Annotated in this window: 17 protein-coding genes, 2 tRNA genes, 2 pseudogenes and 1 other annotated feature; of the genes and pseudogenes, 14 read left to right on the forward strand and 7 right to left on the reverse strand. The window is 60.6% G+C overall.

Going from position 1 to position 19,551, the window contains the following annotated elements:
* The first annotated feature begins 276 nt into the window (after positions 1–276).
* The 4 genes from carA to ACFPOU_RS09160 all read left to right on the forward strand — a co-directional run bounded on the left by carA (position 277) and on the right by ACFPOU_RS09160 (position 5,755).
* Positions 277–1,470 (forward strand): glutamine-hydrolyzing carbamoyl-phosphate synthase small subunit, encoded by a 1,194-nt coding sequence (gene carA / locus ACFPOU_RS09145; protein ID WP_379719710.1) that lies wholly within the window; start codon positions 277–279, stop codon positions 1,468–1,470.
* The gene (gene carB, locus ACFPOU_RS09150; protein ID WP_379719712.1) at positions 1,471–4,701 is read left to right on the forward strand and encodes a carbamoyl-phosphate synthase large subunit; all 3,231 of its coding nucleotides are present in this window, start codon (positions 1,471–1,473) and stop codon (positions 4,699–4,701) included.
* 113 nt (positions 4,702–4,814) lie between these two features.
* Positions 4,815–5,297 (forward strand): transcription elongation factor GreA, encoded by a 483-nt coding sequence (gene greA / locus ACFPOU_RS09155; RefSeq protein WP_379719714.1) that lies wholly within the window; start codon positions 4,815–4,817, stop codon positions 5,295–5,297.
* Positions 5,297–5,755 (forward strand): DUF4149 domain-containing protein, encoded by a 459-nt coding sequence (locus ACFPOU_RS09160; protein WP_379719716.1) that lies wholly within the window; start codon positions 5,297–5,299, stop codon positions 5,753–5,755. Before greA ends, ACFPOU_RS09160 begins: the two co-directional genes overlap by 1 nt.
* 52 nt (positions 5,756–5,807) lie before the next feature.
* Here the strand turns inward: ACFPOU_RS09160 and yhbY are convergent, their stop codons facing one another.
* A complete protein-coding gene (yhbY, locus tag ACFPOU_RS09165; RefSeq protein ID WP_379719718.1) occupies positions 5,808–6,278 on the reverse strand; it encodes a ribosome assembly RNA-binding protein YhbY in 471 nt (156 codons plus the stop codon).
* 42 nt (positions 6,279–6,320) lie between these two features.
* On the opposite strand from yhbY, the gene ACFPOU_RS09170 reads away from it, so the two are divergent.
* The 7 genes from ACFPOU_RS09170 to ACFPOU_RS09200 all read left to right on the forward strand — a co-directional run bounded on the left by ACFPOU_RS09170 (position 6,321) and on the right by ACFPOU_RS09200 (position 12,586).
* The gene (locus ACFPOU_RS09170; protein ID WP_379719720.1) at positions 6,321–7,007 is read left to right on the forward strand and encodes an RlmE family RNA methyltransferase; all 687 of its coding nucleotides are present in this window, start codon (positions 6,321–6,323) and stop codon (positions 7,005–7,007) included.
* Between the two features lie 190 nt (positions 7,008–7,197).
* Positions 7,198–9,084: an ATP-dependent zinc metalloprotease FtsH gene (ftsH, locus tag ACFPOU_RS09175; RefSeq protein ID WP_379719722.1), complete on the forward strand. Its 1,887-nt coding sequence runs from the start codon at positions 7,198–7,200 to the stop codon at positions 9,082–9,084.
* A 135-nt stretch (positions 9,085–9,219) separates the two neighbouring features.
* Entirely contained in the window at positions 9,220–10,074 is an 855-nt protein-coding gene (gene folP / locus ACFPOU_RS09180) for a dihydropteroate synthase (RefSeq protein ID WP_379719724.1), read from the forward strand.
* Between the two features lie 11 nt (positions 10,075–10,085).
* Complete coding sequence (gene glmM, locus ACFPOU_RS09185; RefSeq protein ID WP_379719726.1) at positions 10,086–11,423, forward strand: phosphoglucosamine mutase; 1,338 nt, start codon at positions 10,086–10,088, stop codon at positions 11,421–11,423.
* A gap of 69 nt (positions 11,424–11,492) precedes the next feature.
* Positions 11,493–11,569: transfer RNA gene (locus ACFPOU_RS09190), tRNA-Pro, on the forward strand.
* A gap of 70 nt (positions 11,570–11,639) precedes the next feature.
* Positions 11,640–11,716: transfer RNA gene (locus tag ACFPOU_RS09195), tRNA-Arg, on the forward strand.
* Between the two features lie 174 nt (positions 11,717–11,890).
* The gene (locus ACFPOU_RS09200) at positions 11,891–12,586 is read left to right on the forward strand and encodes a DUF4145 domain-containing protein (protein WP_379719728.1); all 696 of its coding nucleotides are present in this window, start codon (positions 11,891–11,893) and stop codon (positions 12,584–12,586) included.
* Between the two features lie 238 nt (positions 12,587–12,824).
* Here the strand turns inward: ACFPOU_RS09200 and ACFPOU_RS09205 are convergent, their stop codons facing one another.
* The gene (locus tag ACFPOU_RS09205; RefSeq protein WP_379719730.1) at positions 12,825–13,412 is read right to left on the reverse strand and encodes a recombinase family protein; all 588 of its coding nucleotides are present in this window, start codon (positions 13,410–13,412) and stop codon (positions 12,825–12,827) included.
* Positions 13,413–14,061: 649 nt separating this feature from the next.
* Here ACFPOU_RS09205 and ACFPOU_RS09210 point away from each other — a divergent pair.
* Complete coding sequence (locus ACFPOU_RS09210; protein ID WP_379719732.1) at positions 14,062–14,199, forward strand: hypothetical protein; 138 nt, start codon at positions 14,062–14,064, stop codon at positions 14,197–14,199.
* Positions 14,200–14,201: 2 nt separating this feature from the next.
* Here the strand turns inward: ACFPOU_RS09210 and ACFPOU_RS09215 are convergent, their stop codons facing one another.
* Positions 14,202–14,585: a hypothetical protein gene (locus ACFPOU_RS09215; RefSeq protein WP_379719734.1), complete on the reverse strand. Its 384-nt coding sequence runs from the start codon at positions 14,583–14,585 to the stop codon at positions 14,202–14,204.
* Positions 14,586–14,801: 216 nt separating this feature from the next.
* Between ACFPOU_RS09215 and ACFPOU_RS09220 the strand changes: the two genes are divergently transcribed.
* Entirely contained in the window at positions 14,802–15,059 is a 258-nt protein-coding gene (locus tag ACFPOU_RS09220) for a hypothetical protein (protein ID WP_379719736.1), read from the forward strand.
* Here ACFPOU_RS09220 and ACFPOU_RS09225 read toward each other — a convergent pair.
* The gene (locus ACFPOU_RS09225) at positions 15,045–15,431 is read right to left on the reverse strand and encodes a hypothetical protein (RefSeq protein WP_379719738.1); all 387 of its coding nucleotides are present in this window, start codon (positions 15,429–15,431) and stop codon (positions 15,045–15,047) included. The two genes, ACFPOU_RS09220 and ACFPOU_RS09225, sit on opposite strands and share 15 nt — an antisense overlap.
* On the opposite strand from ACFPOU_RS09225, the pseudogene ACFPOU_RS09230 reads away from it, so the two are divergent.
* Positions 15,420–16,641 (forward strand): annotated as a pseudogene (locus ACFPOU_RS09230) (IS3 family transposase). The gene ACFPOU_RS09225 and the pseudogene ACFPOU_RS09230 overlap by 12 nt on opposite strands.
* Positions 15,698–15,814: a sequence feature (AL1L pseudoknot), on the forward strand. (Overlaps the previous pseudogene by 117 nt.)
* A 1-nt stretch (position 16,642) precedes the next feature.
* Here the strand turns inward: ACFPOU_RS09230 and ACFPOU_RS09235 are convergent.
* The 3 genes and pseudogenes from ACFPOU_RS09235 to ACFPOU_RS09245 all read right to left on the reverse strand — a co-directional run.
* Positions 16,643–16,819: a hypothetical protein gene (locus ACFPOU_RS09235; protein WP_379719740.1), complete on the reverse strand. Its 177-nt coding sequence runs from the start codon at positions 16,817–16,819 to the stop codon at positions 16,643–16,645.
* 698 nt (positions 16,820–17,517) lie between these two features.
* Positions 17,518–18,789 carry a tyrosine-type recombinase/integrase gene (locus tag ACFPOU_RS09240; protein ID WP_379719742.1) on the reverse strand — a complete coding sequence of 424 codons (1,272 nt, stop codon included), beginning with the start codon at positions 18,787–18,789 and terminating at the stop codon, positions 17,518–17,520.
* Positions 18,790–19,160: 371 nt separating this feature from the next.
* Positions 19,161–19,439, reverse strand: a pseudogene (locus tag ACFPOU_RS09245) (transposase family protein); the annotation flags it as partial.
* Positions 19,440–19,551: the final 112 nt, after the last annotated feature.

A 19,551-nucleotide genomic window follows, 5' to 3' on the forward strand; every position in this document is an offset into this window, starting at 1 on the left:
ACGGGCGCCGCCGCTTCGATCGAAAGGCGGAAAATCGCTGCTCATCTGTCAGTAAAATCCCCTATTTCGGCGCTGTTCATTCCGACGGCACATTGCCGAAGCAGTCGATCCGCGCTATAATTTGGGGGTTTAGCCATTCACTTACTTGCCGTAGCGCCGACCCTCCATTCCTCATTCAAAACGACCTCCAAGCCTCCGGCGCGCCGCATGACGCCTGTAGATTTTGGATGCCGGTCTGACGTGGCGCAGCTACGGTAACTTTATTGGGAGTTACCCTTGCCGCCATTTTTTTCTGGCCCTGCCGTCCCGGCCATCCTGGCCCTCGCAGACGGAACGATTTTCCGAGGTGTGTCCATCGGTGCCGCCGGCCACACGACCGGTGAAGTGGTGTTCAACACCAGCATCACGGGCTATCAGGAGATCCTCACCGACCCCAGCTACTCGCGTCAGATCGTCACGCTGACGTACCCGCACATCGGCAACTACGGCGTCAACGCCGCCGACGTCGAAGCGGGCAAGGTCCACGCCGCAGGCCTGATCATCCGCGACCTGCCGCTGATGGCGTCGAACTTCCGTTCGACCCAGTCGCTGTCCGACTATCTGAAGGCCGAGGGCGTCGTCGCGATCGCCAACATCGATACCCGCAAGCTGACCCGCCTGCTGCGCGAGAAGGGCGCCCAGGCCGGCGCCATCGTCACCGGCACCCAGGGCAACCAGCCGAACGAAGCGCAGGCGCTGGAACTGGCACGCTCGTTCCCGGGCCTGGCGGGCATGGACCTGGCCAAGGTCGTATCGGTGAAGGAGCCGTACGTCTTCACCGAGACCGAGTGGAAGCTCGGTTCCGGCTTCGGCAAGCAGGACAATCCCCGATACCACGTCGTCGCCTTCGACTACGGCGTCAAGCGCAATATCCTGCGCATGCTCGCCGAACGCGGCTGCAAGGTCACCGTGCTGCCGGCGCAATCGACCGCGGCCGATGCGATGGCTCTGAACCCGGACGGCATCTTTCTGGCCAACGGCCCGGGCGACCCGGAGCCGTGCGACTACGCGATCAAGGCCACGGCCGAACTGATCGAGCGCGGCATCCCGACCTTCGGCATCTGCCTCGGGCACCAGATCATGGCGCTCGCCTCCGGCGCCAAGACGCTGAAGATGAAGTTCGGCCACCACGGCGCGAACCATCCGGTGCAGGACCTGGACTCGAAGAAGGTGCTGATCACGTCGCAGAACCACGGCTTCGCGGTCGACCCGCAGACGCTGCCGGCCAACTGCCGCGTCACCCACGTCTCGCTGTTCGACGGTTCGCTGCAGGGCTTTGCCCGCACCGACAAGCCGGCCTTCTGCTTCCAGGGCCACCCGGAAGCCTCGCCCGGCCCGACCGACGTCGCTTACCTGTTCGACCGCTTCATCAGCCTGATGCAGGCCGAGGGTGGACGCGTCAATGCAAATAAAGAAATGCAGGAGAAGTAAATGCCCAAGCGTAGTGATATCAAAAGCATCCTGATCATCGGCGCCGGTCCGATCATCATCGGCCAGGCGGCCGAGTTCGACTATTCCGGCGCCCAGGCCTGCAAGGCCCTGCGCGACGAAGGTTACAAAGTCATCCTGGTCAACAGCAATCCGGCGACGATCATGACCGACCCCGAAATGGCCGACGTCACCTATATCGAGCCGATTACCTGGAAGGTCGTCGAGAGCATCATCGAGAAAGAGCGTCCCGACGCCATCCTGCCGACGATGGGCGGCCAGACGGCGCTCAACTGCGCGCTCGACCTGCACCACCATGGCGTGCTGGAAAAATACAAGGTCGAGCTGATCGGCGCCTCGCCGGAAGCGATCGACAAGGCCGAGGACCGCTCCAAGTTCAAGGAAGCGATGACCAGGATCGGCCTGGGCTCGGCGCGTTCGGGCGTGGCGCACACGCTCGACGAGGCACGCACCGTCCAGCGCGAACTGGGCTTCCCGACCATCATCCGGCCATCGTTCACGATGGGCGGTTCGGGCGGCGGCATCGCCTACAACGAGGAAGAATTCGAGACCATCTGCAAGCGCGGCCTGGAAGCCTCGCCGACGTCGGAACTCCTGATCGAAGAGTCGCTGCTGGGCTGGAAAGAGTACGAGATGGAAGTCGTGCGCGACAAGGCCGACAACTGCATCATCATCTGCTCGATCGAGAACCTCGACCCGATGGGCGTGCATACCGGCGACTCGATCACGGTCGCGCCGGCGCAGACCCTGACGGACAAGGAATACCAGATCATGCGCAACGCGTCGATCGCGGTGCTGCGCGAAATCGGCGTCGACACCGGCGGCTCGAACGTGCAGTTTGCGATCAACCCGCAGGACGGGCGCATGATCGTCATCGAGATGAACCCGCGCGTGTCGCGTTCCTCCGCGCTGGCGTCGAAGGCGACCGGCTTCCCGATCGCGAAAGTGGCGGCGAAACTCGCGGTCGGCTTCACGCTCGATGAATTGCGCAACGAGATCACCGGCGGCGCGACCCCGGCCAGTTTCGAGCCGTCGATCGACTACGTCGTCACCAAGATCCCGCGCTTCGCCTTCGAGAAATTCCCGACGGCGGACAAGCACCTGACCACGCAGATGAAGTCGGTCGGCGAAGTCATGGCCATGGGCCGCACCTTCCAGGAGTCGTTCCAGAAAGCCCTGCGCGGCCTGGAAGTGGGCGTCGACGGCCTGAACGAAAAGACGCGCGACCGCGAAGTCATCGAGGAAGAGCTCGGCGAGCCGGGTCCGGAACGCATCTGGTACGTGGGCGACGCCTTCGCCCAGGGCTTTACCCTGGAAGAAGTGCACGCGCTGACCAGGATCGATCCGTGGTTCCTCATCCAGATCAAGGAAATCGTCGACATCGAGCTCTGGCTCGACAACCAGACGCTCGAATCGCTCGACAAGCCGACGCTCTACAAGTTGAAGCAGAAGGGCTTCTCCGACGCGCGCATGGCCTTCCTGATGCACACCACGCAGGCCGCGGTGCGCGAGCGTCGCCACGCGCTGGGTATCCGTCCGGTCTACAAGCGCGTCGACACCTGCGCCGCCGAGTTCTCGACCGACACCGCCTACATGTATTCGACCTACGACGAGGAATGCGAGGCCGCGCCGACCGACAAGAAGAAGATCATGGTGCTGGGCGGCGGTCCGAACCGCATCGGCCAGGGCATCGAGTTCGACTACTGCTGCGTGCACGCGGCCCTCGCCATGCGCGAAGACGGCTACGAGACCATCATGGTCAACTGCAATCCCGAAACCGTGTCGACCGACTACGATACCTCGGACCGCCTGTATTTCGAATCGCTGACGCTGGAAGACGTGCTCGAGATCGTCGACCTGGAAAAGCCGGTGGGCGTGATCGTCCAGTACGGCGGCCAGACCCCGCTCAAGCTCGCGCTGGACCTGGAGGCGAACGGCGTCCCGATCGTCGGCACGTCGCCCGACATGATCGACGCGGCCGAAGACCGCGAGCGCTTCCAGCAGTTGCTGCAGCAGCTCGGCCTGCGCCAGCCGCCGAACCGTACCGCGCGCACCGAGACCGAAGCGCTGGCCCTGGCCGCCGAAATCGGCTACCCGCTGGTGGTGCGTCCTTCCTACGTGCTGGGCGGACGCGCGATGGAAATCGTCCACGAGCAGCGCGACCTCGAACGCTACATGCGCGAAGCGGTCAAGGTTTCGCACGATTCGCCGGTGCTGCTGGACCGCTTCCTGAACGACGCCATCGAAGTCGACGTCGACTGCATCTCGGACGGCGAGACCACCTTTATCGGCGGCGTGATGGAGCACATCGAGCAGGCCGGCGTGCACTCGGGCGACTCGGCCTGTTCGCTGCCGCCGTATTCGCTGTCGACCGAGACCATCGACGAACTGAAACGCCAGACCGCGTTGATGGCCAAGGGCCTGAACGTGGTGGGCCTGATGAACGTGCAGTTCGCGATCCAGCAGCAGGAAGTCGGCGGCCGGACGATCGACACGGTGTTCGTGCTGGAAGTGAACCCGCGCGCCTCGCGCACGGTGCCGTTCGTATCCAAGGCGACCGGCATCCAGCTGGCCAAGGTGGCCGCGCGCTGCATGGTCGGCCAGAGCCTGGCCTCGCAGGGCATCACGAAGGAGGTGACGCCGCCGTTCTACAGCGTCAAGGAAGCCGTGTTCCCGTTCGTCAAATTCCCCGGCGTCGATACCATCCTCGGGCCGGAAATGAAGTCGACCGGCGAAGTGATGGGCGTGGGCCTGACCTTCGGCGAAGCCTTCGTCAAGTCGCAGATCGGCGCCGGCATCAAGCTGCCGTCCTCGGGCCGCGTGTTCCTGTCGGTGAAGGCCTCGGACAAGCCGCGCGCGGTGCAGGTGGCGCGCGACCTGGTGGCGATGGGCTTCACGCTGGCGGCGACCAAGGGTACGGCGGCGGTGATCGCCGCCGCCGGCCTGCCGGTGCTGGCGGTGAACAAGGTGATCGAGGGCCGTCCGCACGTGGTCGACATGATCAAGAACCACGAGATCGAGATGGTCATCAACACGGTCGAGGAAAAGCGCAGCGCGATCGTCGACTCGCGCGCGATCCGTACCTCGGCCTTGCTGGCGCGCGTCGTGACCTACACGACGATCGCCGGCGCCGAGGCGGCGATCCAGGGCATGCGTCACATGGACGCGATTCAGGTCTACGATTTACAAGGCCTGCATAAAACCTTAAACTAAGCGCAGCATCAGGCATCAAGCAGTACCCGTAAAACCACAGAGCTCGCGCGGCTTGTCCGTGCGCCTCTGTGGTTTTCGCTTGGTACGTCCACGAATTCTACAAGTCGAGATTTATGAACACTACCACCGTACCACTGACCAAATACGGCGCCGAACTGCTCAAGACGGAGCTGCATCAGCTCAAGACCAAGGAGCGCCGCAGCGTCATCGATGCGATCTCCGAAGCGCGCTCGCACGGCGACCTGTCGGAAAACGCGGAATACGACGCGGCCAAGGAACGCCAGGCCTTCGTCGAAGGGCGCATCGCGGAGTTGGAGAGCAAACTGAGTACCGCCCAGATCATCGATCCGGCCACCCTGGACGCGGAGGGCCGCGTCGTCTTCGCATCCACCGTCGACCTGGAAGACCTCGATTCGGGTGCGAAGGTGAGCTACCAGATCGTCGGCCTCGACGAAGCCGACCTGAAGCTGAACAAGGTCTCGGTGACCTCGCCGATCGCGCGCGCCCTGATTGGCAAGTACGCCGGCGACGTGGTCGAAGTGCAGGCGCCGTCCGGCCCGCGCGAATACGAGATCCTCGAAGTGCGCTACATCTGATGACCCGGGCCGCGGGTCGCTGGTCCGCAGCGCGGGTGCTGGTGGCGGCCTTGTGGGCGGGCGCCTTGTGGGTGCTCGGCTACATCGCCGCGCCGGCGGTGTTCGGCATCGTGGGCGGCCCGCTGGCCGGCGACATCGTCGGCGCTTTCCTGCGCCGCCTGGCCTGGATCAGCATCGCCTGCGCGGTCCTGATGCTGGTGCTGGTGCGCCTGTCGCCGGACCTGGAAAGAGGGCGCGCGCGCTACCTGAACCTGCTGGTGCTGGCCATGCTGGCCTGTGCGCTGGTGATGTCCGTCGGCCTGCAGCCGGCGATGGCCGCGCTGCGCGAGGCGGCCGGGCCGGGCGGGGTGCGTTCCTCGCCCGTGTGGACCGAGTTCGCCGTGCTGCACGGCGTGTCGCAGCTGTTCCACCTGATCGAAGCCGTGCTGGCGGCCCTGCTGGTGGTGCGGGCGCGCTGAACGCCGCCCGGCGCCGGCGAAAAAAAACCGGAGACAGGCTCCGGTTGTCGATTTACTTGTTCAGCGCATTCTTCTTGGTGCTGGCCTGGCGCGGTTTGGCGCGCTTGATGTTGCCGCCGGCGGTGACGCGTTCATTCCCCTTGATCATGACCTTGGTGACGCTCGGCTTCTTAGTGCCGCTGGCGCTCGCCTTGACGATGGTGACTTCGCGCATGCCCTTGCCGGCCTTGCTGCTGCGTTCCCTGACCGTTTCGACTTTAGGACGGTAGAGCACCAGCAGCTTGCCGATGTGCTGGACGGGCGCCGCATCGAGTTCGCCGCAGATCTGCTCGTACATGGCGACACGCGCTTCGCGCTCGTCGCCGAAAACGCGGACCTTGATCAGGCCGTGCGCGTCGAGGCTCGCTGCGATTTCCTTCATGACCGATTCGGTCAGGCCCGATTCGCCGATCATGACCACAGGCTTCAGGCCATGGGCTTCCGCGCGCAGCGCACTGCGTTCGACGGGTGTAAGTGTAAGCATAATAATTTTTTGATGTACCTATAAAAGCAGTATTCTACGCGAATGGCCAAGAACAAATTAAACAAAAACTGGTTACACGACCATATTAACGACCCGTACGTAAAGCAGGCCCAAAAGGACGGGTTCCGCGCCCGCGCCGCCTATAAGCTGAAAGAAATCGACGAGGCGGAAAAACTCATCAAGCCGGGGCAGGTCATTGTCGACCTCGGCTGTACACCCGGCAGCTGGGCCCAGTACACGCGGCGCAAGCTGGCGGGCAAGGAAGGCGGCGGCATCACCGGCACCATCATCGGCCTCGACATCCTGCCGATGGAGCCGATCGCGGACGTCCATTACATCCAGGGCGACTTCCGTGAAGATGTTGTATTGGACCAACTAGCGCTCCTGCTCGCAGGCCGCAAGACCGACCTCGTGCTCTCGGACATGGCGCCCAATCTGTCGGGCATTCCGACTGCCGACGCTGCGCGGATGGAACATTTGATCGATCTCGCGATTGAGTTTTCTCAAATGCATCTAAAGCCCGGCGGCGCATTGTTGGTAAAGTGCTTCAAGGATATGGGCTTCACACAGATGGTCGAGAAGTTCCGTACGGAGTTCAAGACCGTCAAGCAGATCAAGCCCAAGGCAAGCCGCGACAAATCGTCGGAAATCTTCCTGCTCGGGCGCGGTCTGAAGAATCCTGTGGAGTATAAATCGGGTTCGCGGGGCGATCTGCCCCTTGATATTTGAGATCGCAGCCGCACATGGACCGCGTGATGCCTTGTCTTGCACGTTGCCATGCGCCCGCCTGCGCGCTCGTCGGGGTATAAAGGGCGGCAATATGGCATCATGTCGGCTGCGCGTAGCACGGCCTGCTTATTGCGGGTAAAATCGGCAATCTCAAATTAGTATTGGTGCGATCCGCATCGGAGGAGTTTTCGTGAATAATATGTTTTCCAAATCTGCCATCTGGGTGGTAGTCGCACTGCTGTTGTTCATGCTGTTCAAGCAGTTCGACAACCATAGCCCTGCCGGTGGCAGCAAGACCATCGCTTATTCCGAGCTGCTCGACGATGTGAAAGCGCGCCGCGTCAAGGATGTGGTGATCGAGGGCGCCAACATCACCGCCACCCGAAGCGACGACACCAAGGTCCGCGCCACTGCCACCATGCTCGACCGTGGCCTGATCGGCGACCTGCGCGAAAACGGCGTGCGCTTCGACGTCAAGCCGCCCGAAGAGCCTTCGTTCCTGCAGCAAGTGTTCATTTCCTGGTTCCCGATGCTGCTGCTGATCGGCGTCTGGGTGTTCTTCATGCGCCAGATGCAGGGCGGCGGCAAGGGCGGAGCGTTCTCCTTCGGCAAGTCGAAGGCGCGCATGCTCGATGAGACGAACAACAGCGTCACCTTCGCCGACGTCGCCGGCTGCGACGAGGCGAAAGAGGAAGTCAGCGAAATCGTCGACTTCCTGAGAGACCCGACCAAGTTCCAGAAACTCGGCGGCCGCATCCCGCGCGGCGTGCTGATGGTCGGCCCTCCAGGCACCGGTAAAACCCTGCTGGCGCGTGCGATCGCCGGCGAAGCCAAGGTACCGTTCTTCTCGATCTCCGGTTCCGACTTCGTCGAGATGTTCGTCGGCGTCGGCGCGTCGCGCGTGCGCGACATGTTCGAGAACGCGAAAAAGCATTCGCCTTGCATCATCTTCATCGACGAGATCGACGCCGTCGGCCGCCACCGCGGCGCCGGCATGGGCGGCGGCAACGACGAACGCGAACAGACGCTGAACCAGCTGCTGGTCGAGATGGACGGCTTTGAAGCGACTTCGGGCGTGATCGTGATCGCCGCCACCAACCGCGCCGACGTGCTCGACAAGGCGCTGCTGCGTCCGGGCCGTTTCGACCGCCAGGTGATGGTTGGCCTGCCGGATATCCGCGGCCGCGAACAGATCCTGAACGTGCACATGCGCAAGGTGCCGATCGGCGCCGACGTCAAGGCCGACATCCTGGCCCGCGGTACGCCCGGCTTCTCGGGCGCCGACCTGGCCAACCTGGTCAACGAAGCTGCCCTGTTCGCCGCGCGCCGCAACAAGCGCCTGGTCGAAATGAACGATTTCGAGGACGCCAAGGACAAGATCTACATGGGTCCGGAGCGCAAGTCGATGGTCATGCGCGAGGAAGAGCGCCGCAACACGGCTTACCACGAGTCGGGCCACGCGGTCATCGCCAAGTTGCTGCCGAAGGCCGATCCGGTGCACAAGGTCACGATCATGCCGCGCGGTTTCGCGCTCGGCCTGACCTGGCAGCTGCCTGAGCACGACGCACTGTCCGGCTACAAGGACAAGATGCTGGAAGAAATTTCGATCCTGTTCGGCGGCCGTATCGCCGAGGAGATCTTCGTCGGCCAGATGTCCACCGGCGCCTCGAACGATTTCTCGCGTGCCACCAAGCTGGCGCGCTCGATGGTGACCCGCTTCGGCATGTCCGAGAGCATGGGTGTGATGGTCTACGAAGACAGCGAGAACGAAGGCTTCTTCGGCGGCGCCACCAAGACGATCTCGGAAGCGACGCAGCAGAAGGTGGACGCGGAAATTCGCGCCATCCTCGACACCCAGTACGCACTGGCGCGCCGCTTGCTGGAAGAAAACCGCGACAAGGTCGAAATGATGACCAAGGCCCTGCTCGAATGGGAAACCATCGACGCCGAGCAGATCAACGACATCATGGCCGGCCGCGAGCCACGCGCGCCGAAAGCGGGTCTTCTCACCAAGCGCACGCCGCCTGGCGACAGCGGTTCGGGCGGCGTCGCCACCAACGCGCCGGCACCGGCCTGATCGACCACGCGTTTGGCCGCATAGCACGCTTTCAGCAAAAGGCATCCGACCGGATGTCTTTTGCTCGTTAACGCGGTACTATTGCGCGCTACCATCGGTCCCCGCCTGCCTTTTTCGACTTCTTTCTATTCGCTTATGCCTCAACTGCTGCAATGCGGCCGTTTCAGCTTCAGGCTGGAGCAGCGCCCCCTCGTCATGGGCATCCTGAACGTCACGCCCGACTCGTTTTCCGATGGCGGCCGCTACGGCACGCTCGAATTCGCAGTCTCGAATGCCGAGGAAATGGCCAGTAGCGGCGTCGACCTGATCGATATTGGCGGCGAGTCGACACGCCCCGGTGCGCCCGGCGTGCCGGTCGAGGAGGAGTTGCGCCGCGTAATGCCAGCCGTCTATGCCTTGCAGGGGCTGGGACGGGCGCTGTCGGTCGATACCTGCAAGCCCCAGGTCATGCGGGAAGCCATCATTGCCGGCGCCGACATGATCAACGACATCAACGGCTTTCGCACACCTGGGGCGATCGAGGCGGTGAAGGACAGCGACTGCGGGCTGTGCATCATGCACATGCAGGGCACGCCGCAGGACATGCAAGCCCGGCCCGTGTACGAGGACGTGGTGCGCGAAGTCATCGATTTCCTGCGCGAACGCGCCGATGCGCTACAGGCCGCCGGCGTCGAGCGCGAACGCCTGTGCGTCGATCCGGGACTCGGTTTCGGCAAGACGGTGGAACACAATTTCGCGCTGCTGCGCGCGACCGCCCACATCGAGCAGGCGCTCGGCTTGCCGGTGCTGGTTGGCCTGTCGCGCAAGTCGATGATCGGGGCCGTCACCGGGCGCCCGGTCGAAGAACGCTTGCCTGGCAGCATCGCAGGCGCGTTGGCTGCGGTCGCGCATGGCGCTAAAATTGTACGGGTACATGATGTAGCAGAGACGGTCGATGCGCTCGAGGTCTGGCGCGCGGCCACTTTTGGTTCAACGATTAATTCACAATAAAGAGAAGAAGCATGGCACGCAAATATTTCGGTACGGATGGCATTCGTGGTCAGGTCGGCGTCGCGCCCATCACGCCAGACTTCGTGATGCGCCTCGGCTATGCGGCCGGCATGGTGCTGGTCAAGGAAAGCAAGAGCGCCACCCGTCCGACCGTCCTGATCGGCAAGGACACCCGCATCTCCGGCTACATGCTCGAGGCGGCATTGGAGGCGGGGTTCTCCGCCGCCGGCGTCGACGTCATGCTGGCCGGACCGATGCCCACTCCGGCCATTGCCTACCTGACGCGCGCGCTGCGCCTGCAGGCCGGCGTCGTGATTTCTGCCTCGCACAATCCCTTCCAGGATAACGGCATCAAGTTCTTTTCCGGGCACGGCACCAAGCTGCCCGACAGCGTCGAACTGGCCATCGAAGAAGCGATCGACCAGCCGATGTCCTGCGTCCCGTCCGACAAGCTCGGCCGCGCCTCGCGCCTGCGCGACGCGCAAGGCCGCTACATCGAATTTTGCAAGAGCACGTTCCCGAACGAACTCGACTTGCGCGGCTTGAAGATCGTCGTCGACAGCGCCCATGGCGCTGCCTATAACATCGCCTCGCACGTGTTCCACGAGTTGGGCGCCGAAGTCGTCTCGATCGGCGCCTCGCCGGACGGCTTCAACATCAACGCCGGCTTCGGTGCCACCGCGCCGAAGGCGCTGTCGACCGCCGTCGTCGAGCACAAGGCCGACCTCGGCATCGCGCTCGACGGCGACGCCGACCGCCTGATCATGGTCGACGCCACCGGCCGCGTCTACAACGGCGACGAGCTGCTCTACCTGATGGTGCGCGACCGCATGTCGACCGGTCCGGTCGCCGGCGCCGTGGGTACCCTGATGACGAACATGGCGCTGGAAGTCGCCTTCAAGGAATTGGGTATCGGCTTTGCACGCGCCAAGGTCGGCGACCGTTACGTGCTGGAAGTGATGCAGGAGCGCGGCTGGATCCTGGGTGGCGAGGGCTCCGGCCACCTGCTGGCGCTCGACAAGCACACCACCGGCGACGGCATCGTCTCCTCACTGCAAGTGCTCTCGGCCCTGCGCCGCAGCAACAAGTCGCTGGAAGCCTGCTGCAGCGAGCTGACCCTGTATCCGCAGACCCTGATCAACAAGCGTGTCGCGCCGGGCTTCGACTGGACCCAGGACACGGCGATGGTGGCGGAGAAGGAAGCGGTCGAGCGTGAGCTGGGCGACACCGGCCGTGTACTGATCCGCGCCTCGGGCACCGAGCCCTTGATCCGCGTGATGGTGGAAGCCAAGAATGCCGAGCAGGCCGACAGCATGGCACGCCGCATCGCCGACCGGCTCGCCGCCTGAGTTCTTATTTGCATGTCCGGCGGCGCCCGCATTGACGCAGGGGCGCCGGCAGCGTAAAATACGGTTATTCGGAGTGTAGCGCAGCCCGGTAGCGCACCTGGTTTGGGACCAGGGGGTCCAAGGTTCGAATCCTTGTACTCCGACCAAGGTTTTTCATACGGGCCGTCTTCGACGGCCCGTTTTCATTTCTGCGTCGACATTCTTCGACGCTTTTCTCTGCCCATAGCTCAGTTGGATAGAGCATCAGCCTTCTAAGCTGAGGGTCGCAGGTTCGATTCCTGCTGGGCAGGCCAATAAGATGTAGTATCCATGCGGGTTTCAGCGGTTTTGCTGATTCAGAACTTGCTTACTTGGATGCTGCGAAATCTCCAAGTAAGCAATAAGTAAGCATTATGCTACTGTTGCGTCCGTACGATGCCACTGTTTACGCTATTGTAGAGTTCATAACCGAATTAGCGGAGAAGTTGATGAGCGAACTGTCAGCAGACTGTCCACGCTGCGGCGTGAAAGAAGTAACATTTGATGTTGTGGGAGCTATCCCAGTCGGAGGCCAGCAAATTCTTCAGCGATATGAGGCACAGTGCGGCTGTCGTCGGTGTAAGTGTTCTACAGTGTTCGTGCTACAAACTGCCAATATCGATGCTCAGAAATATATTTACCATAATGGTGTCGCACATCTCAATGGGTCGCTTGACGGGCTGGTTAATATCATCGATTACGTCAGTGTGCGAGATATAAACACGGCGTCGCCACCACCTGACATGCCAGAGGCAATTGCAAAAGTGTTCACGGAAGGTGCAACTTGCATGTCGGTTGACTGTTACAACGCCGCTGCTACCATGTTTCGCCTTTGCATTGATCTTGCGACCAAATCGAGGCTTCCATCAAGTGACGTTGACGGATTGAACAACAAGGTACGTAGGAACCTTGGATTGCGGCTACCTTGGCTATTTAAACACGGCCATATCCCAGCGGCGCTTGAAGAGCTTTCGTCGTGCATCAAAGAAGATGGGAATGATGGGGCGCACGAAGGTACGCTGGAAAAGGTGGACGCCGAAGACATCATGGACTTTACGCGTATGCTCCTTGAACGGCTGTACACGGAACCGGCACAACTGGCGCGGGCCAACGCGCGGCGAGAAGCACGTCGTGCTGGCGGGTAGAGTTCAGTCATCGCTGAAGCAGGCTATTTTCTAATAATTAAAAAATCCCAGCACATGCCCGTCGTGGGTAGGTAGCTGGGAAAATGGAAAAATATCTGCAAGGTCGATCGGGTGGCTTAACGTGCCTGCCGTTGTCCTAAGAACGGGCGACAGGGCCAGCAAAATATCTGCTGTGCCCGGTGGGGCTGCTGGGCAATGGCAGAGCCTTCCCGGCGTAGTGCATGGCGTGGCGGGGCTATCAGGCTGCGCAATAGCGCTTGACGGTGGCTACCGATACCTCGAAATGTTCGGCTGTTTCGGCAATGCTCTTGCCATTATCTGAACGCCAGTTCTTGACTGTGGCAGCGTCCAGCTTAGCTGCACGACCCTTGTATTCGCCCTTGGCTTTGGCGATGTCGATACCCCGCTTTTGCATCTCGCGGCGGTTGATGTAGTCGGCTTCGCCTTGTGCAGCCATGAAGGCCAGGACAGCATCACGGGTTGCCTTCAGCATTGGTTCGGTAGCGGTGCCGTCGAACTCCATGCCGTTCAAGGTGCAGATCACTTTGACGCCCATACCCATCAACTGCTGCATGACACGGTGCAGTTCGTCGTAGCGGCGGCTGATACGGTCAAGCCAGCGGACATACAGGACGCCACCATCAGACAGCTTGTCCAACACGCGCTTCCACTCTGCACGATCCGCAGGGGCAACGTGGTAGCCGCTTACGCCTTCGTCAATGTGTACGTGTTTAGTATCGACGCCTTGTTTCGCCGCATCGTCGTACTGGCTAGCGCTGGTCTGTCCTTCGGTGGTGGAGATGCGTCCGTAGTACACAGTTTTCATTTTGGCGATCCGGCAGTGGCTCAGTTGGGTAAGTGGCTCGATAATACCGGGTGGCTCACTTACAGTCAACCCTAGTGAGCTATCTTTATGGCCCAGTTTGAATAGCGCTGTGCGGTATACCCATGTGAGCTAGGCAGATCGCCTGCGGCAGCTTCGTAATGATCGAACTGCGTCATCTGGGATCGGCCTTTCGGCGGCGAAGGCTGCACGCAGATGGAGTTCTTCTACGACTACTAGCGTCACGATCTCGGATGACTTCGACGACTTCCACGACAACTTCTGCTTGATCTACAACCCACTGCACCACACCGCGTCACGCCGAACGCGGCGGAACTGTAAGGTGGCGTGACGCCCGGTAGATTGTGCAATCTCCCTATGATCGAGCGCTACGCGACCGACATCGCCGCAGCGAACATGCAGTTGTTCGATGGGCTTGTAGCCCGGTGGAGGCCCGCAAAGGGGCTGTAAAACCGCCTTGCGGCGCTCCTTCCAACTTCATCGGAGGAAAAATTGCTGACATAATTCTTGGGTCGGCGTCAGCGAGCGCCACATTACAGGAGAGCCAGGGATGGTTAGAGCAGACATGTTATCGACTTGTTCGGCGGCGCTGGAACACACCTATTCGTTATCAACCACAACGAACTGAACTATGAAACGACCATCACAGCTTTATCGAAAACTGAAACTTTGGGACGCGGGGCTTAGCGTACTGCACCGCCTGATCCTGATCGCGGGCGCACTGGTGGCGCTGGCCGGGGCGCTGCGAATGATTCACCCCGGCTGGTGATGTTAGATTGCCTTGTACTCGCGGCCTTCGAGGTTCAGGTAGCGCGAGGTGTGGAAAACCTTAAAGCGCTTGAAGAAGCCGATGTACTCTTCGAGCGTTATTTCTAGCTCCAGTTCGCGTACCGGGATCGGCCCGGTTATCGCGTCCAAGGCCACATCAATGGTCGTGTTGGGTGGCGGAGTGAACAGATAGGCGGTGATGTAGACACCACCAATTTTTCCGCCATGGTTCTCACCAACGAATACAGATGAAGCTAACAGAAATTCCTTGTCGTTAATTAAACCTTTGTTTTCCAAATAGTAGGAAAGGCTGATCTGATCGGCGTCATCTGCCGCTGCGGTGCCATTCCAGTCGCCGTACTGTACTGAAGCTTTAAAGCTGGTCATCGGTGGTGCCTTTCGTAGTCATGCCGAGTCCGGCTGGGTCGATAACGATAGCACTAAGGAAATACGAATGGAAGCGAGCGATGATGCCGCTTTAGAATCGTTAAGTTCTTACAGCGGAACGGTGCGTAAAAAATACCTGCGAAACGTCGCCGAGAAATGCGCACGGGCAACGGTTTTGCCTCAGTATCGGGGTTTCACAACTTTGCGGAGTTCGTTATGCCAACTTTCTACGTTTCCTACATGATCGGAAGCAGGCCCGATACACAGCAGCTTTATTTCGACCATCCGGCGGCGTTGATAGATGACCCGGACGTTTTGATAAGGGAAATCGTTAAGCACGAGTTCCCGAAAGACCCTGACCCGTTCTTGGAACGTCGTAGCGATGGAAGAGACAGGGCGTTGCGTAAATACGGGTTGTCGAACTTGAAAACGTACGTGCAGCCAAAAGTCGTTGACGCTTCACTGGCACGCTAACTGTAGTTCGATCATGCTTGCGAACCGGGCGAGGCTGAAGGCTTGAATACCTTGCTTGGTGATTCGCGCAAGGGTGTCTTCGTCAGGTTGCTTGGTGAAGAGGATTGCAAACTGCGGAGCGCCAACAGCGGATTGCACAATGGCTTGTTTTGGTGCCGCGTGGTTCCACTGGTGGCGGGTCTGATAGTAAGGGGCGTGCTTACGTAGTTTATCGGGTTCGACCCGGTTGTAAGCCCGCTCCGCGTTCGCCTTGCTGGTTTTGCCGTTCAGATGGTTGCACTTCACTTCTACCCATAGTTCAAGCTCGGCATGAATCGCCCCGGGTTTTGAGGAGGCTCCATTGTTTGAGAGAATGGAGCCATGAAAAAGCAACCGAAATATTCCCCCGAAGTCATCGAGCGCGCTGTGCGCATGGTCAGCGAAGCGGGCAGCCAGTACGAATCGCAGTGGACCGCAATCACGTCGATCGCCGCCAAGATCGGCTGCACACCGGAGACGCTGCGTCGCTGGGTACGGCAGCAAGAGCGCGATACCGGCCAGCGTCCAGGACCGACAACCGCTGAAGAAGAACGCGTCAAGGCGCTGGAACGAGAAGTGCGCGAGCTACGCAAGGCAAATGAGATACTGCGCTTGGCGAGTGCGTTTTTCGCCCAGGCGGAGCTCGGCCGCCACTTCAAGCCGTGAGAGCTTTCATCGACCGGTACCGCCATGCCTACGGTGTCGAGCCGATCTGCAAGGTGATGCAGGTCGCGCCGTCGGGCTACTGGCGCCACGCTGCGCAGCAGCGCAACCCGGCACTGCGCTGTGCCCGTGTCCAACGCGACGACGTGCTGAGCGTCGACATCGAACGTGTCTGGCAGGCGAACCTGCAGGTCTACGGGGCCGACAAGGTGTGGCGCCAACTGCGACGTGAGGGAACGGACGTGGCCCGCTGCACCGTTGAGCGCCTGATGCGCAAGGCCGGCCTGCGCGGCGTCATGCGCGGCAAGGTCGTGCGCACGACGGTTGCCGATGCGAAGGCGCCGTGCCCGCTCGACCGGGTCAATCGCCAGTTCAGGGCGCAGCGGCCAAACCAACTGTGGGTCAGCGACTTCACGTACGTTTCGACTTGGCAGGGTTTTGTCTATGTCGCCTTCGTGATCGACGTGTTTGCCCGGCGGATCGTCGGCTGGCGGGTCAGCAGCTCGATGCGGACCGACTTCGTGCTCGACGCCCTGGAACAGGCCCTTTACGCTCGTCAGCCCGAACGTAACGAACTGGTCCATCATAGCGACAGGGGGTCGCAATACGTGTCGATAAAGTACAGCGAGCGCCTGGCGGAAGCCGGCATCGAACCGTCTGTGGGCAGCAAGGGCGACAGTTACGACAATGCCCTGGCCGAGACGATCAACGGGCTCTACAAGGCTGAACTGATCCACCGCCGCGCTCCCTGGAAACGCGTGAGGCCGTCGAACTGGCCACGCTGGAATGGGTGTCCTGGTTTAACCACCACCGACTGCTGGAGCCGCTCGGCTATATACCGCCGGCTGAAGCTGAGGCAAACTATTACAAGCAACTGAGCAGTCAAGCCGTCGCGGCCTGACTCACACCAACCGGCCTCCACGAAAGCCGGGGCGATTCACTGAATAGCTGCCCTGAAAATTCAGGTGAGTGATTCCGGGGTGCGCTTCGAGCTTCGCAATGAAGTTGTCGTGTCGCATTTCAGCCTTGCCCGGCCCGCGCATTGCGTTAATCACTTCAACGATTTCTACCGACGACATCGTTTTGACGCCGTTCAGGCTGGCTGGTGGCAGTTGGTGCAGGGAAGGCGTTGTTCGCGGCGTGGCGGTGCCTTTAATGGGCTTCTGCTCGTGTTCCCTGCGCTAGAGCTTCTTTCGTGATCGTGACTTCCAGCCGTCTCGCTTCAGCCGCACAAGTTCTGTGGTAGGCCAGCCGTTCCGCGTGCCTTGCTTGATTGGGACGAGCGGCCCGTTATCTTTACTCGCCCACGACCGCATAGTCTGTTCTGTCACGCCTAAGTACTTTGCTGCAAATGCGGTTGTCTGTGTCTCTCCCGGCTGTAGAAGTGGCAACAGCGGGGCAGCAGGGGCGGGCTGTTGCAGTGGCAGGGTTGGAACCGTAACCGGCGCGGGTTCAGGGAGCGCCGACAGGGCAGGGAGCCACGGGATCGTATAGCCCGTAAGCGTGCATAGCTCTGTTGCGTCCTGAACGGCCTGCTGTTCCGTAGCGCTGCGCTGCTCGGGCGTAAGCTTGCCGTCGTCGTCCCACTCGATTAGCAGTGTCAGTACTGTACGGAGAAGCGTAGCGGCAGCTTGCTGGGCGGCTGGCGCTGTCGAAGAAACGAGCGCGGTGATTCCGTAAAGCGTTAGCTGGTACTGGTGGGCGGGCATTGACGGCGATACTCTCTGCGCACGCGGTAGGTGCTGTATGGCGAAGTCCCGTAACGCCGTCGCTTTCATCATTTCCATTCGATCTTCGCCTCTGCCAGTATCCAAGCCTCAATTTTAGTGTGCCATACGCGCAAGATGCCGATTTCCCGGCGTGTGTAGTGTCGTTCTGCGACCGCGCTGGGCTTGTGGCCCATGATCTGCGCGACGATCCCTGATGGTGCATCGACCCATTCAGTCAGCGTACGGAAGCTGCGGCGAAGCCCATGAATTGATACGTGGGGCAATCCTGCTGCCTTCAAGGCTGCTTGGTGCGCCTTCGTAGGTGCTTCGATGTGCCCTGACGCTGCGGCGGTGCTGCCAAAAACCCATTCGTTGTAGCGCGGCAGGGCTGCGAGTAAGCTGGACAGGTAGGGCGGTATCGGGATTGTTCGGGTGCCTTCAACTTTGTCGGCAATGGTCATCTTTCCCCATTGAAGATCCGCGTCCGACCAACGCAAGGTGGCAAGTTCGGTACGCCGTGCGCCAGTGAGCAGCAAACCTTGCAGGTAGGTGCTGAAGATTGGGTTAGTCATCTGTCGAACGGCGGTGAACCAAAGTTGAAGTTGCCCGCGCTCCAGGCTGTCGCCGTGTTTGGCTTGGTTCTTCGGTACAGCTTCTTTCACCTTCCGAGTGCTGAACGTGTCGGCAGGGACTAGGTCGCTGTATTCCGGCATGTCATATGCCCACGTAGAGAACGCCCGCAACAGTCGGAAGCTTTGCCCGGCGTTGGTCGCCCGTGTGGCTGATTCGGTGTCAAGCCATGCGCTGATTCGGTCGCTGGTAAGGGCAGTGAGCGGCAGGGGCATCAAGGTGGCAAGCGGCCCGGCAACGGTTAGCCCCTTGCCGCGCTTCTTCGGCTCGCCACCGCTCGCTGCGAGATTCACATGGTTGGCGTAGTGCCCGGCGCTCCAGCGCGGCTTGCGCTCTGCTAGGTAGATAGCCCATGCGTCTGCAAGGGTAACGGCGTGTCGGGCTGCTGCGCGCTCCCCAGCTATGCGGGCAGTCTCGTCGGCTGTGGCCTGTTCAGCCTTCGCCCGCCGTGGGTCGATACCCTTGTCTACCATTACCTGCAGTTCGTTCGCATGGGTGCGGACTTCCGACAAGCGCCACGCTGCCGTCTTGCCGATGGTAAGGCGGAAGGGCTTTCCGTTGATACGGGACTGGAAAACGTACGCACGCGAGGTCTTGGATACGCACAGCCCTAGGCCGGGTGCTCCGGCATCCCAAAGGAAGTCTTGCGCCTTATCGGCTGGACATTGGAAGTCCGCCACTCGGACAGCGGTGAAGTTGATCTTGGCCACGTTGGATTGATCTAAGTAAGCGTTAAGTAAGCAGATTCGGAGTATTCGAGTCTACTTGAACCAACGCAACGTGGCGAGTGGAATTTATAACTACCTGATTTATAGCGGATTTAACCGTTAATCCTATGCTAGTCTACGCCGGAATATATGCGGAAACGGACACTTCTAAGCTGAGGGTCGCAGGTTCGATTCCTGCTGGGCAGGCCAAGAAAATCTTTCAATTTCAGTGTGTTACGGCACCTGTGGTCTTCGATGTATGCGTTAGCTAAGGGCCTATCCCAGTAGACCTGCTGAGTGCCAGGCAATCATCCCACAGAACGAGGTGAAGACAGGCGAGGTAATTGCTCGCCTTCTTCGGCCAACGGATGAACATCCGTAGGATTGGGGCCGGTTTTTCCCCTTCCAACGGTGCCTTGGTCAACGCTCCATCGATTGACAACCACGACCAATCAATGCAATCGAGTGCGTCGAGCGCCAATAATCCCAAGCGCCACTCCTCGCATACCCCAGCCTGAGCCTCTTCTTGAAACCGTGGATGGGCCGAACTGCTTGAACAAATTCCAGTAGCGCTCAACGCATTCCATTGGCATCCTATACGCAGCACAAACAGGATCGTCCATCGCCGCCAGGTCGCGCATGCGCGGGTGATGTGAGGTACCCTGATTTTTTCGGACACTCCTGTTTGGTAAACTTCACCGATGGGAGAATTTATGAAACGAACGAGAACATACACGCCGGAGCTTCGTGAGGAAGCGGTCAAAC

The sequence above is a fragment of the Massilia jejuensis genome (assembly GCF_042656795.1).
GTDB lineage: Bacteria > Pseudomonadota > Gammaproteobacteria > Burkholderiales > Burkholderiaceae_D > Telluria > Telluria jejuensis.